This window comes from Clostridium sp. MF28, from assembly GCF_002969175.1.
Taxonomy (GTDB): Bacteria; Bacillota; Clostridia; order Clostridiales; family Clostridiaceae; genus Clostridium; species Clostridium beijerinckii.
Map to the genome: position 1 here is coordinate 3,210,980 of NZ_CP014331.1, position 13,328 is coordinate 3,224,307.

Consider the following 13,328-nt stretch of genomic DNA (forward strand, 5'->3'; position numbering starts at 1 on the left):
AATCACTCCTTTGTTTATTGTTTATCAGGTAACAAATTCATTTTTAAAACTGTAACCGCTGGGATTTAGTTATATCAACACTTTGAGCTATATTTGTTTTGTTTGGTAACTAAAGTAACAGAAAAAATGTATAGACTCTATCTTTTAATAAAATAAGCTTATTTACTGTATTTCTATATATATATATACTATTATTTTTGTTACTTCTGTTACTTATATATATATATCTATCTTAAAGCTAGTCATAGCCTTATTCTTTGCGGTTACAACTTGGGTAACACTTTTCAAAATTTGTGTTACCTTAATTGTTTTTTGTAACCTTTTATTTATAGCCAATTGCCAATATCGTCTGTAGTTTCTGGATTGTTAGGCACTAATGTTAATTTTGCCTTTTCTTTGCTTTCAGTGCCTTCAAAAGAATCAACGTTAGGAATAACCAATAAACCTAATTCAGTTAATTTCTTTATACTGTATCTATCCATTCTTATTGCTTTCTTTTGAATCTTAAATAGTTTATTATATGTTGGCTCTTTTTGGCCTTCCTCATAGCCTTTCAATTCTTCAGGATCTTGAACAATATAACCTGACAATCTGGCTTGTTTCTTAAAGTCATTTACTTTAATTGGTGTTATGTCCACCGCGTTTGAGTTGTTCGCGTATTCCATAACCTTTGCAACAAGTTCTGTTGTATACATATATAAGAACTCCCCTTCATGTCTTATCATCCCCTCAATATATGGAACTTTACCAAGGCCAACCATTTCATCAAATAACATTAACATTTGATCTACAATTGAATAAGCATCATCTTTATTCCCTAATACTTCAGTTTTGATTAGATCTGTGATCTGGTCCACATAATCAACAACTGGGTCAATGCCATTTTTAATTAACACTTTATTAAAAATTTCAATCCCGGTTGCAATATTACAAGCGGTATTTTGTGGCCTGTCCTTCAGGTTTGCGAACTTGGCTGCTGCTTCGGTGTGGATCTGCTTATATTCATCACTTGAAAGATCCAGAATAGCAGCTATAATTGATCTACCTAGCGAATTTAATTCCTTTTCATGGTCAATTAAATATTCTATAGCTTTGGTATTTTCATTTGTTCTGGTTGCCTTTGAAACATAGACTATACATGATCTAGTTACAAGGGCCTTTTCTGCGTTTGGGTAGGATTCTTCACCAGCAATTATGATAGGGCTTTGATAAGCATATTTATTTACTTTTTGTTGCTTTGTTCCTCTTTCCTTTATCCCTCGATCATAAAGATCTCTTAAAGTCCCTGATATTTCCTGAAGCTTATTTTTATTCAGCATTGATGGTTTAAATTCATCATATAACGCTGGATAATTGCCTGTTGAAAGATCTTTTGTCATAGCAAAAATTGAACTTCCTATAGTTTTAATTGCTCTATTTTCTCCACTTGGATAATTTAAAATAGGTGCTATTACTTTTTCAAGAATTGTACTTTTCCCAGATCCAGATTCCCCAACGATTAATAAGTGATGCAGCTTTTTTCCTATGTTGATATTTTGATAAACTGCTAAATTATTAATTATTGTTCCTAAAATGGCTGCTGCTTTATCAAAAGATAAATACCCAAGCAAGGCATCTTTCAGGCCCTTTAAATCATCTGATTTTATAGGTTCAACGCCCATTATGTTAATTTTGCTTTCCTTTGCATAAATAGAAATGTCCAATTTATCTTTTTTCATTGTTCCCTCTCCTGTCACAAATGCAATTTCATTGTTTATCTCAACAAACCTATCGCCTGTGTAAATTTTATCTGTATCAACTAAATAGTTATTATTGATCCAAGTTTTATAATCATTCAATATGCCCATACCGCCATAAAAAGTTAAATCCATGCTGCCTAAGAAATTTTTAAAAGACCTTACATCATCAAAAACGGTGCTAAAATCATCCCTTTCAAGGATTTTTCCATTTGCACTTTTAAAGGTAATTTTTACCCCCTCGGCATCTGTTTCAACATTATGAAGGATCTTTCCATCTATAACCCTAAAATTACTTACTGGAATTTTCTTTACTTCATCATTTTTAATTGTGTTTATGTATGTTTTGCCAAATTCACAATAAAAATCATATTTATTATTGAGGTTTGATGCCCTGTGAAATGCTGCAAATAGATCTTCTAGGTTGTGGCCCGCTTCGATCCAATCGGTAACATCTTTGTTATTGCCTAAAGCTCTAAGATCTGGCAGCTTAATTATTTTAAAACTGTCGCTGATCTCCTGAAACTCAATTCTTATTTTTTCAACATAAATTTCACCAGCTTGGCCAGTATCTCCAATAACATAAACTGCTTTGATCCTTTGCTCTTTGATCTTTGAAAGGTCCTTGCACCCTTTTATTGATGTGGCCACATAATTTTTTCTTTTAAGGAATTTATTTATTGTATTTGCATCCTTTTCCCCTTCAACAAATATTATTGTTTTTCCATTCTTAATGCCCTGTAGGACATTGTAAAGATTGTAAGGAACGTCAATTATTCCTTCCCTATTATTAATTATCTTATCGCCCATAAATCGGTAATAAGAACTTACTTTTTTGCCATCTGGTTTTAAGAATTTAGCTTTATAATAAATAATTTCATTTTGTTCGTTAACAAATTCAAATACTCCTAAAAGTTTATATCCTAGTTTATATTCACTGTTTTTAACATCCCAATCAATGCGGCTTATTATTTTATCAAAGCGTAGTTCTATTTCAGTTTTTTCGCCTTGTATTCCTAAAAGTTCCCTCGCGGTTTTATAATCAACATTTCTATAATTTTGGATAAAGTCGATCGCATCCCCTGAAGCTCCACAAGCAAAACATTTATATCTATACTTATTTTTATCAGGGAAGAATTTAACTGATAATGAAGGCGTATGATCTGAATGAAAAGGGCAGTTTATATAACCTTGCCTATTAAATCTATTACCTAATTCAGTTTCAATTGTTTCATGTAAATTAATATCACTTATTTCTTTCATTCCTTCACCTCGTTAAATCCATTTATCTTTTGTTCATAACTCAATTCCTCACCAGATAAAAATTCTATAAAAAATATTATCCCGCTCAATTGCCTGGTCACATCGTTGAAGAGATCCAGATATTTTATACATTCGCTTATGCTATTGGCTTTGAAAAATACTTCAGCTTTTTTGTTCCTTTCTAATAGCTCATTATATTTAACCTTCAGGGAATACAGATCTTTTTCACTGTATTTAATACCTGAATCCATCTTTATCTATTTGCCTTTTCAACCTTTCAATCTTCGCTTCAATAAACCCATCTATAGTGGCTTGGCTGTAGATTAATCGCAACTCGGCAACCCTTATTTCAAGTTCTGCGATTCCTTCTTCTATATTGTGCGGTTCTCCAGAAACATCTCTCAAAAGCGCTTCACTTAATCCCGCTGCTGCTTGTGCTGCTCTTATCTTTTGTGCTGCTTGTCCGAATCTACAAATAGCTTTTATTAATAGATCTTTATTCATTTGTATCTCACTATACATCTTGAACCTCCCGCCTATTCCCATTTAGTAATTTTAAAATTTATTAATGCTGCCAAAGCTATAGCAATAATTATGGTATATATATTGATTGGTATTTTATAATCCAATAAGCTCCATATAATATCCCTTATGGCTTTCATGGTCCAAAGTAAACCAATATCAATTAAAAATTCTAGTATAATCATTTGTATTAACTTCATTGCTGCTACTCCGCTATTGTTAATAAAAGATCGTTACTTGTGATATGTCTGATTATTTTGCATTCTTCGGTTGCTTCTAAATGGAGACATAATCCATATGGCGTTGGAAAGAAATTCTCATAATCTTCTACCCTGTTGTTAGTTAAATCAACACCCCTGAAGTAAATATCATCATTTACAACAAGCCAAACCGCTCCATTGGCCATTATTAGAATATCTCCCCTATCTATATTGTGAAAATCTATTTCGTTTGTATTTACATCAATAATCATTTGTTATCTTCTCCTTTATAATCAATTAAAATGGCATATCTCCGTTGTCAACTGGTGTTATGTCTGCGTTAAATTTTGTATTTTCATTGCTGCCGCTATTCTTATTTTCTAAGAACTCAACCCCATTAACTGGATCTGCCACAACTTCGGTTATATATTTTTTTATCCCTTGGGAATCGTCATATGATCTGGTGACAATCTTCCCAGCTATACCAACTTTAGAACCTTTTCTGGTGTAGTTCGCTACACTTTCAGCACTTTTGCCCCAAACTACAATAGGTATATAATAGACTTTTGCATTTTCTCCATAACCATCATTGACCGCTATATTGAAAGTGGCTTTTGCGGTCTGTTTATCCCCTACATAACTCAAATTAGCATCATTAGTTAATCTTCCGATAAGTATAGATTTATTCACCTTTTTTCCCTCCGCTCTTTTCTTGCTGAATCTTCTCTTTCTTTTCATTTAGCATCTTCATGCAATATGCTAGATCTCTATTTTCAATCTCCTTTATGTCCTTTACTTTGGCCCAGGCACAAAAGTTCATTTTATCTGTATTCGTTTCCTTTATTAAGTTTTCAATTACTTTTACCTGAACGTTACTTATAGGATCGCGCGCCCCTTCTTCTTCCCCTTCGGTTTCTGTTGTATCATTTTCCGCAATTTCAAAGGCATTCATATATAAATATCTTTTCGCATATGTCAAAGCTCCACCTATGTTTTGAATTGCATTGCATCCCTTTAATTCTGATATCGCAACTGGCATATCAAAGCTTATAAATCTTTCTATATCCTCGCAATCATATATTAAAAGTGTTGCAACATCTTTAGTCATATTGAAAACCGGATTAACCCCATGTTTATTACATAGCTTTGCAACATCTGGTAAAAAGTCTTTTAGTTCAAAATAATCATATTTAGAATATGTATTTCTTCCAGTTTTCTTCAAATCTACCCCTTGCAAATCTGCCCTCACCTTTTGCAGCTTCGCAACTACATTTATCTTGTTTTTTTCTTCTACCATCTGATTTCTTCCTACTTTCTCCACTCAAAAGATACGCACACCATAAAGTCATTATCTTTGAATTTTATATTTTCTTTTTCTTCAATATCTTTCATTAAAATTGATTTTTTCTGGCATTCTCCATTGTTATTAAAGCTGCATTCACTAGCTTTGCAATAAACAACCAATTTTTCATCCCCTTTGAACTCCTATTTGTTTGATCTGTTTAGTTATATATAAGGGCATAACAAAAGCTGCTTAAAGGCCCATATCATTAAAGAAAATTTTCATTAATCTTTCAGTATCTTTAAGAAATATCCTCATTGTTTTGTCAGTTTCTTCACACGCCATGGCAAATTTAAAACCGTCTTCTATTATTTCCAATGTCCCTTGAAATTCTGCAACTCTTAGCTCATATTTCAATCTATCTCTTTCATTATTTGCTTCTAATTCCAATATGGTAAATTCCTTAATATCTGCTTTGATTTCTTCTATTCTTTCTTTTAATAATTCAATCATCATTGTTTTTTATCTCCTTTACAATTGCCTTTACATCTTCCTTAAAGGCTTCAAAATCTTTAGGATATAATATATACCCATATCCTTTAGCTGCTTGTATCAATTCAATATTTCTTATTTGCAGCGGCGATGGTGTTCCATCCTCTTTTTTTAACTCGATCCCCATGAAATGGCCTGAAATGCAACCGACAATATCAGGGATTCCACTTTTTGAATAAGCGCCCGCCCAATGCTTGAAGTACCAAACTTCAGGAGCTAAACCATCCAGAAATTTTTTAACTTTCTTTTCAAACTCTTTTTCACTAGGCATGGTTATACTGCTGCTTTACTTCTGATAATGTTCTTTTTTGTATTCTCTCAATGGCCTTCATATGCTTCGCTATCTGTTCCTCTTGGTGCTGGATCTTATATTCTTTTAAAGAATCTCTTGACTTGCCCACCCAAATATTTTGTTTATATTCTCTTACTTCTTCGCCTATTTTGCTTTTGTCTATGCTTTTCATTTCATTTGCTGGCTTGATTATATATTCATTTTTTGCTGATTCGTAAGTCATTACATACCCCATAATTAAATACTCCTTTTCTCTAATAATTCATTTGTTAAGATATATTCAACTCTTATATTGAATATTTTATCTATAACCTTCATGCTTGGCATTATCTGGCCGCTTTCATATCTTTGAATGGTCCTGGTGCTTTTGTTTAACTTAATTGCCAGATCTTCCTGGGTTAACCCTTGTTTGCTTCTATATACTTTGATAGCGTTTCCAATATTCATATATACCCCTCTCTATATTCACCGCCCTTCATCTTCTTGGAAAAGCTTGTTTGTATAATCTTTTCTTTGTTTGAGCGTTTCAAATATATCTTCTTCAATACTCTTTTCAGTAATTAGATAATAATAAAAGCATGATCTTTCCTGGCCCATGCGGTGGGTACGCTTTTTACTTTGTTCAAAAAGTTCGCTGCTAAGTGTTAAGCTAAAATAAATGATCTTGTTTGCCTTCTGCAAATTAAGGCCCATTGCTCCCGCCTGGTATTGGATCAATGTTATTGTATTATCATGCTGCTCGTAGTTCTTCAGATCTCTTTGATCTCCATTTACTATAGAAATAGGCTTCTTTAATTTTTTGCAAATCTCCTGGAGCTTCTGACATTCATATTTAAAATTATAGAATATAATCATTCGATCCTCTGTTGATTCCAAAAGCTCTATTATCTTTTCATATTTGTTTTTGTTATACATTGCCGCAAGCTGCCGCAAATACAATAGCTTTGTTAGTGATGTATCACCAACTAAATCATTTTCTTCGATTTCAATTAAACGATCTTTCTTAAATTTTTTATACTGCGGAATGTTTTTTATTTTAATCTCATATGGGATCACTTCAGGTAATTCAATAACATCTTCTGTTTTCATAAAAACCGCCCCATACTGCCGCAACATCTGTTTCAAATGATCTATATTCTTATACCCTGTTACTTTTTTCTTTTTAAATCCTCCCAGATTCATCAAAAAGAATTTTATATAATTGTTCCAATATGCTTCTTTTGTGATCTTCCAGCCTAATAGCTTGATCTGGCTGAAAAGTTCCTCATACTTGCCCCCTGTTGGTGTTCCAGATAGCAATATTATGTTTTTAGCTTTGATTTTTAAAATAAATTTTGTCCTGTTGCTGCTTTCGTTTTTGATATAGCTGCTTTCATCTAAGATCAAAGTGAATCCTTTTAGTTTTTTAAATTCATCCCTTCGCCAGATCAAATCATAATTTATAATTATTACTGTGTTCGGCTGGATCTCTTGCAGCTGCTTTTTATATATGATTGTTTTATATTTTGGATAAAATTCATTGAAATGATCTTCCCAATCTTCCAATTTTGATTTCTGGCATACCACTAAAATAATGTTTGTCCCTAATTCTTCAGCTTTTTCCGTGGCAACAAAGGTTTTACCAAGGCCCATATCTAAATAATAAGCGGCTTTGTTCATGCCCCTTGTCATTTCTAAGGCTTTCAGCTGATGTGGGAATAATTTTATTTTAGCCATTTACTTTTATATCCCCTTGCCTTTAATTTATGGTATCTAGTGCATATGGCGGTTTCTGTTTTTTCTAGTGCGTAACTTAACATTTTTAGGCCATCATATTTGTAATAATACATTAGATAATCATCATCATCCCTGGTCCATGGCTGGTCCTGTCTTGCGTGAAAATCTGGGTTGTATTCCATTCGGCCACGTTTATTATATTTGATCTCATGGGCCATCAGAATTCAAAACCCAAGCTTCTCAAATACCATACTCGCCCATATACTGTAGATTCCTTTTTTTCAAGCGCATAACTCATCATTATCAGGCCATCAATTTTGTAATATTCCATTAAATATAAATCTTCTTCCCATGTCCATCTTTCATGCTGCCTGGCGTGGAAGTCTGGGTTATATTCCATTTGACCTTTTTTGTTATACTTTATCGATATTTCCATTCTTTTCGCCTTCTTGATCGTCCAATTTTTCAATTTTAATTTTATTAGTCTTCAAATTCAATATAAATTTAATTTTCATAATTACCTCTCATATTTAATTTTTTCTGTTAGTGGAATGCCATGACATTAGTATACGTGACATTAGTATACGGCTCAACATCTGAAATTTACTGAAAATTATAGTTTAACTTAATAACACTTTGATTTCCTCCCCTTACTTCTGAATACGGAAGTAAATTTAAAAATTATTTTCCGTATTCAGAAAGATTTTTCTTCTATTTACTTCTTTTCACACTATACTTTTCCTTTTAACCCTTTGGTATATATGCGTTGTAGGATTTTATATATAAATACATCTTGAATCACATACTATATATGTTATACTATTGTTAACGGAAGCATGAGACCAAAAGAATATTACCATTACAAATTGGTAACTAGGGGGATATAAGATTGAGTGATATTAGTATAATAGGCGAAAATATAAAAAAAATTAGAGTTTTAAAAAATCTTTCTGCTTATGAATTGGCTAAACGTGCTCGCGTTGGTGGTGCAACTATAAGTGAAATAGAAAGTGGTAAAAGAAAAACATTAAAAGGAGATACTTTAGAAAAAATTGCTGCTGCTCTTGGTGTTACTGTCAATGATTTAATGGGCAATACTGAAACAGTAAGTTTTGAAACAGATAACCTTATGGATATACTTAACATAATTGATTATATTGAAAATCCTATATTGGACGATAGACAAATTACGAAAGACGAAAAGGAAATCTTAATGTCAGCAATTGCAATGGGTATAAGTACAATTAGATATAATAGACTTAAATAAAAGTGGTAGCGAATTCTTACCACTTTTTTTATTAGATTTATGGCTCAATTGTAACATGTAGCTTTTAAAAAAAATACAGTATTATTGCAAAACACCTTATGTAATTTATTCCTATATATTTATATATTCCCTCATAATATTTTCATATAAAGTGTTATATTTTAGATATACTATAACTAATGACAAAAAGGAGAATAAACATGGAATGCAAATGGATAGATGCTGGTAACAGGCTAAGAGAAATAAGGAAGGAAACCAATTTATCGGTTTTCAAAGTAGCAAAGAAAGCACATATAAGCGGAAATTATTTATCAATGCTCGAACGCGGTATAAACTGCCCTTCGGATGCTGTCTTGTTTAACTTGGCTGAATTCTATAATGTTGATCCTTCGGAATTATTCAAACTTTATGATAAAGTCACCCCTCCAACAAACGAACAATTAAAAAATATGCCCTCTTTAAAAGGTTTAATTACACAACTTTCCATTGATCCTAAATTAACACCTGAAGAAAAGGACAAATTCGCAACACAATTATATGAAATCGCAAACAACTTATTTAATAAGGAGTGATTACATGGGAAAATGGTTTCTAGGCTTTGAAGAATGGCTTGGTGGTAAATATGGTTTTGCATTTGTAGTACATTTTGAGGATATTATTTTGTTTGCTGCCGGTGTATTCTTGGGTATGCTTATCATGTCTGTACTTTCAGGTCGGGTCGTTTTCAAGCTTCAAAAAGTTAGCAATCTTGGATCTAACAAAATTAAATTAGTTAAATTTAAACATGAAGGTACAAAACAATATATTGCAGATCCCCAAACAGTGGGTGAATCAGTGGAAACACTACTACTTGTGATATTCCGCCCCCTTTTTCAAACAAACAATTATACCTATAGGGATGAAAAAAGAACAAAATATTTTTTAATTTTTCTTGCGATAATAGGAATCTTATTATTTGCTTTTGCTCTTATTTGTATCACTACTGTTGTTCAAGATGGACAGTAAAAATCCCCTAAAAATAGGAGGATATCTTACTACTATAATTGCATTTCTTTATTTTCTTTTTAATTAATTTAAAATATTCTTGAAATATATACGTATATGAACACCATAAACAATAAGTATAATAAACATATTCCCATTAATGTACTTAATAATATAACTTCTACCATCTATGACAACACCTCCAACTATTGAAAGTATTACCTTCAATGATTAATTTATTCAATGATATATATTTCATAATGATTATAAAATATATATCATTGAATTATAACGCCCTTGTTTACAAGGCTTTTAACTTTATGTTACAATCAATTTGCGAGATCGGTGGTAACGAAAGTTGCTGCCTTTTATTTTTATTTCATATACTCATACAAGTTTTTTGATTCTTCCAACCCTAACAAAGCTTTTTCTAATGAATCATAATCATACTCCCTAGGCTCAAAATTATTGAATCTTGAAACTTCCAAATCCTTTTTATACGGGTTTTTGAATTCAATCTGTATTTTCTTCTCATTTTTTATGGCCCATCTTGTATACTTGAATTCATCATTGATATTATTTTGGCTTTTCATATGGTCAAATGCTTTTATAATTTTTGCTGCATCATTTCCACTATCTTTTAATAACTCTTTAGATTGCCTTTTGTTAAATCCTGTATAATTAGCAATTTGGATTACTTTTTTATCCTCCGAATCTTCTTGGATCACTTCATCTACATGTATTTGATTTTCAAGGGGTTCTTTACCGTTACTATCAACTGGTAATTCTTTCAGTTCTTCTGTTGGTTTCTCTTTTTTCTTTATTCCTTCGCCAACATAGAATAAATATTTATGTATAAAATATAAATTTTTATTCCCTCTGCCTTTTTTGATAGTGATATACTTTTTTTCTTCCAATGCCTTTAAAGTATCTGAAACAGTTGCTTTTCTATTAGTTGATAATGTAATCATTAAATGCTCATAGTTCGGATAAGAATATCCATCTGTATGACTATGATATAATATTAAACCACTTAGTAGGATCTTTTCGCTTGGTTTTAGATTGGTATCATTATTTATATTTAGCATTGTCTTTAGTAAATCTTTAATCACTATCATTCCCCCTTTACTTCCTTTGTTTCTTGTTCCTTACATCCTTAAATATAATCTCGTTTTCTTCCTCTGTATTTAATCGTATTTCGTAACCATTGGCAATTAAATATTCTTTAACCGCTTTATTAGTTATCTTACTAGCATCAATCATACTTTCATTTTTCATACGATATAAAGTGTCATACACTTCAGGCTCTAGTCTGCAAGTAAATCGCTCGAGTGCCATTCTACCACCTCCTTTCGTTCACCTTATATATTTAGTATACTTTAGACGTCTATATACGTCAATAGTATACTGAAATACTTTTCAATATACCAACCAAGTCGACCAAATATAGTATGTATATAATATATTTAAATAATAAATTTATATAATATATATATGGTCTCGAAAAGCGTAACACTCTATTGCTAAAAACGTACCTCTCTATTACTAAAAGCGTAACACTTCACAAAAAAAGAGTTACTAAAAACGTAACTCTGTGGATAATGTGAACAATACGAGCTGACTCTTGACTGCATCCTAAATTATGAAAATTGAATTAATATTATAAAAGAGGTGAGATATTAAAATAATATCTCACCTCTTTTATAGTATTAATTTAAATACAATATATATAAGCCATACAACAAAGACGCATAGTAATATAATTTCAGATATTATACTACTCTTTTTAATAGGCTTAATTTTAATTATATAATAAGACATAAATAATAAGAGTACTGCTAAATAGCAACTTACTATTAAATATCTTGTATTGCTATTTTCACTTAAAGCAATAAATACCATTATGAATATCATAATTAATGTATTTATTTGTTTAAAATATTTTATAATAGTTTTCAATATATTTTACCACCATTATTTTTAATCAGAATAATATTCATTGACTATTGTATCACCAATTTGGTTGTTTCTACTTGAATCAGAATAGAATGTTGTCAAACTTCTTTCAGCTCCTGGAGTGCTAGTTCCAATAATATATTTATAAAATACATCTTGTCCCCAAAATACAAGAGGAATTTCATCAGCTACAATGGCACCAGCTACAGCGCCTATTGCGCCTGATGCTCCACCTGATATAGGAGTACCTAATGCTCCAATAACACCTGCAATTACACCAGTTACTGCAATTAATGTATATCTTTTTATCCTGCTTGAGCCAAAGAATGGGGCACTATATTCCCAATCTGTCAAATTTTCATCTGGTTCTCTATAATCTAGATGTATTCCACCTTGTTGTTTCATCTTATTTAAATTTTCCGCACTTAAATCCAATGAATCGGTAGTTGTATTATTTGTTTTAACATCTGTAGTCTTAATAGTTACCTTTCCATTTTTTACAGTTGTTGTTAAAGTGGAATCTAATTCATAATCTCCAGTTTCGATATTTTTGACATAAATCTTACTATTACCATTTGTAAGTTTAGAATTCATACTTTCCATAACCTTATAAGATTTGCCATCTTCATCATAAGTATACATAACATGAGCCAAATTTTTATCCCAAATTTTAAAATTGGACTTTCCTGATTTTTTAACGTCGATACTTTTATTGACTACCTTAGTGTTGTTATTTGTTGCTGCAAAAGTTACTGCAGGTGTAAAGCTTGTTGCTGTAGCAAGTATTAAAGTTAAAGCAACAAATTTTAGTGTTTTAGAATTCATCATTCTCAATCTCTCCTCTTTATATAATATTTTATTAGTCAACCGCGGGATTTGTCGAAAATATTGATACTTCCCCTAATTAACTATATGTTAAATAATATATTCACTTACATATTAAGTCAATTTGATATCCTTAAAACGTCCAAATTGAGGAATAAAAAGGTTATTTTGCATTATAAAAAGAACCTCTTTAAAGGTTATTAATTTTCTATTATATTTTCTTTAAAACTACAGTAATTTTCTCATTATCAATATTAAATGTTTTATTCTCTATTGAATATTTAACATTATTATAGATAATTTTATTATTAGCACGTAACTACTTTATCTATCATTCCAATACAATTTTTTATTGCCATTAATTGAATTTCATAACTTTTAATTCTACTTTCTAGCTCTCTAATATATAATTCCTTCTCTAGACTTTCGCTAGTTGTTTCAATTCCTAAATATCTATGGATCTCAGTTAACGTTACAACATATTCTTTACCAGATTTTACTGCTTTTAATCTACCTTGTCTTATTAATGATGTTAATCTGTTAACCGGAATATCATACTTTTCTGAAATCTCTTTTAATTTTAATACTGTTTTTTCTTTTGTTAAACTCATTGTTTTTCCTCCTAGTATATTGTAATTCATCATTTTATATAGATATAATATCAACTCATTGCTATTAATAAAAATCTCATATTGCTCTTATATGCATATATTAAATCCAGTTTCCTTTAAAT

21 protein-coding genes are annotated in these 13,328 nt (G+C 31.0%); 3 read left to right on the forward strand and 18 right to left on the reverse strand.

Annotated features, from left to right (window positions below):
- Positions 1-326: 326 nt before the first annotated feature.
- From AXY43_RS13675 to AXY43_RS13740, 14 genes are all read right to left on the reverse strand, one after another.
- On the reverse strand, positions 327-2,999 hold the full coding sequence (locus AXY43_RS13675) for a CHC2 zinc finger domain-containing protein (protein ID WP_105411686.1): 2,673 nt from the start codon (positions 2,997-2,999) through the stop codon (positions 327-329).
- A complete protein-coding gene (locus AXY43_RS13680) occupies positions 2,996-3,250 on the reverse strand; it encodes a hypothetical protein (protein WP_105411687.1) in 255 nt (84 codons plus the stop codon). Before AXY43_RS13680 ends, AXY43_RS13675 begins: the two co-directional genes overlap by 4 nt.
- Entirely contained in the window at positions 3,234-3,521 is a 288-nt protein-coding gene (locus AXY43_RS13685) for a hypothetical protein (protein WP_105411688.1), read from the reverse strand. The genes AXY43_RS13680 and AXY43_RS13685 overlap by 17 nt, the downstream gene beginning before the upstream one ends.
- A 14-nt stretch (positions 3,522-3,535) precedes the next feature.
- The gene (locus tag AXY43_RS13690) at positions 3,536-3,721 is read right to left on the reverse strand and encodes a hypothetical protein (RefSeq protein ID WP_105411689.1); all 186 of its coding nucleotides are present in this window, start codon (positions 3,719-3,721) and stop codon (positions 3,536-3,538) included.
- A 5-nt stretch (positions 3,722-3,726) separates the two neighbouring features.
- Positions 3,727-3,993: a hypothetical protein gene (locus AXY43_RS13695; RefSeq protein ID WP_105411690.1), complete on the reverse strand. Its 267-nt coding sequence runs from the start codon at positions 3,991-3,993 to the stop codon at positions 3,727-3,729.
- A gap of 25 nt (positions 3,994-4,018) precedes the next feature.
- Complete coding sequence (locus AXY43_RS13700; RefSeq protein WP_105411691.1) at positions 4,019-4,459, reverse strand: single-stranded DNA-binding protein; 441 nt, start codon at positions 4,457-4,459, stop codon at positions 4,019-4,021.
- Positions 4,404-5,018: an ERF family protein gene (locus tag AXY43_RS13705; RefSeq protein WP_105411692.1), complete on the reverse strand. Its 615-nt coding sequence runs from the start codon at positions 5,016-5,018 to the stop codon at positions 4,404-4,406. The genes AXY43_RS13700 and AXY43_RS13705 overlap by 56 nt, the downstream gene beginning before the upstream one ends.
- Positions 5,019-5,029: 11 nt before the next feature.
- On the reverse strand, positions 5,030-5,185 hold the full coding sequence (locus AXY43_RS27970) for a hypothetical protein (protein WP_181246105.1): 156 nt from the start codon (positions 5,183-5,185) through the stop codon (positions 5,030-5,032).
- Between the two features lie 70 nt (positions 5,186-5,255).
- Positions 5,256-5,519 (reverse strand): hypothetical protein, encoded by a 264-nt coding sequence (locus AXY43_RS13710; RefSeq protein WP_105411693.1) that lies wholly within the window; start codon positions 5,517-5,519, stop codon positions 5,256-5,258.
- Positions 5,509-5,826, reverse strand: coding sequence for a nuclease (locus tag AXY43_RS13715; RefSeq protein WP_105411694.1), 318 nt, complete (start codon positions 5,824-5,826; stop codon positions 5,509-5,511). Before AXY43_RS13715 ends, AXY43_RS13710 begins: the two co-directional genes overlap by 11 nt.
- Positions 5,819-6,082 carry a hypothetical protein gene (locus tag AXY43_RS13720; RefSeq protein ID WP_105411695.1) on the reverse strand — a complete coding sequence of 88 codons (264 nt, stop codon included), beginning with the start codon at positions 6,080-6,082 and terminating at the stop codon, positions 5,819-5,821. Before AXY43_RS13720 ends, AXY43_RS13715 begins: the two co-directional genes overlap by 8 nt.
- A 2-nt stretch (positions 6,083-6,084) precedes the next feature.
- Positions 6,085-6,294 carry a helix-turn-helix transcriptional regulator gene (locus tag AXY43_RS13725; protein ID WP_105411696.1) on the reverse strand — a complete coding sequence of 70 codons (210 nt, stop codon included), beginning with the start codon at positions 6,292-6,294 and terminating at the stop codon, positions 6,085-6,087.
- Between the two features lie 18 nt (positions 6,295-6,312).
- Positions 6,313-7,563 (reverse strand): DEAD/DEAH box helicase, encoded by a 1,251-nt coding sequence (locus tag AXY43_RS13730; protein WP_105411697.1) that lies wholly within the window; start codon positions 7,561-7,563, stop codon positions 6,313-6,315.
- A 217-nt stretch (positions 7,564-7,780) separates the two neighbouring features.
- Complete coding sequence (locus tag AXY43_RS13740) at positions 7,781-7,999, reverse strand: hypothetical protein (protein WP_105411698.1); 219 nt, start codon at positions 7,997-7,999, stop codon at positions 7,781-7,783.
- Between the two features lie 453 nt (positions 8,000-8,452).
- On the opposite strand from AXY43_RS13740, the gene AXY43_RS13745 reads away from it, so the two are divergent.
- The 3 genes from AXY43_RS13745 to AXY43_RS13755 all read left to right on the forward strand — a co-directional run bounded on the left by AXY43_RS13745 (position 8,453) and on the right by AXY43_RS13755 (position 9,835).
- The gene (locus tag AXY43_RS13745; RefSeq protein ID WP_242986241.1) at positions 8,453-8,830 is read left to right on the forward strand and encodes a helix-turn-helix domain-containing protein; all 378 of its coding nucleotides are present in this window, start codon (positions 8,453-8,455) and stop codon (positions 8,828-8,830) included.
- Between the two features lie 200 nt (positions 8,831-9,030).
- The gene (locus tag AXY43_RS13750) at positions 9,031-9,402 is read left to right on the forward strand and encodes a helix-turn-helix domain-containing protein (protein WP_181246104.1); all 372 of its coding nucleotides are present in this window, start codon (positions 9,031-9,033) and stop codon (positions 9,400-9,402) included.
- Between the two features lie 4 nt (positions 9,403-9,406).
- Positions 9,407-9,835 carry a hypothetical protein gene (locus AXY43_RS13755; protein WP_105411700.1) on the forward strand — a complete coding sequence of 143 codons (429 nt, stop codon included), beginning with the start codon at positions 9,407-9,409 and terminating at the stop codon, positions 9,833-9,835.
- A gap of 353 nt (positions 9,836-10,188) precedes the next feature.
- On the opposite strand, the gene AXY43_RS13760 is transcribed toward AXY43_RS13755, so the two are convergent.
- The 4 genes from AXY43_RS13760 to AXY43_RS13780 form a co-directional block, all read right to left on the reverse strand.
- A complete protein-coding gene (locus tag AXY43_RS13760; protein WP_105411701.1) occupies positions 10,189-10,926 on the reverse strand; it encodes a helix-turn-helix domain-containing protein in 738 nt (245 codons plus the stop codon).
- Between the two features lie 13 nt (positions 10,927-10,939).
- On the reverse strand, positions 10,940-11,152 hold the full coding sequence (locus AXY43_RS13765; RefSeq protein ID WP_026886697.1) for a hypothetical protein: 213 nt from the start codon (positions 11,150-11,152) through the stop codon (positions 10,940-10,942).
- 642 nt (positions 11,153-11,794) lie between these two features.
- Entirely contained in the window at positions 11,795-12,598 is an 804-nt protein-coding gene (locus tag AXY43_RS13775) for a hypothetical protein (RefSeq protein ID WP_105411703.1), read from the reverse strand.
- A 305-nt stretch (positions 12,599-12,903) separates the two neighbouring features.
- Positions 12,904-13,206, reverse strand: a complete 303-nt coding sequence (locus AXY43_RS13780; protein ID WP_105411704.1) for a helix-turn-helix domain-containing protein — start codon at positions 13,204-13,206, stop codon at positions 12,904-12,906.
- Positions 13,207-13,328: the final 122 nt, after the last annotated feature.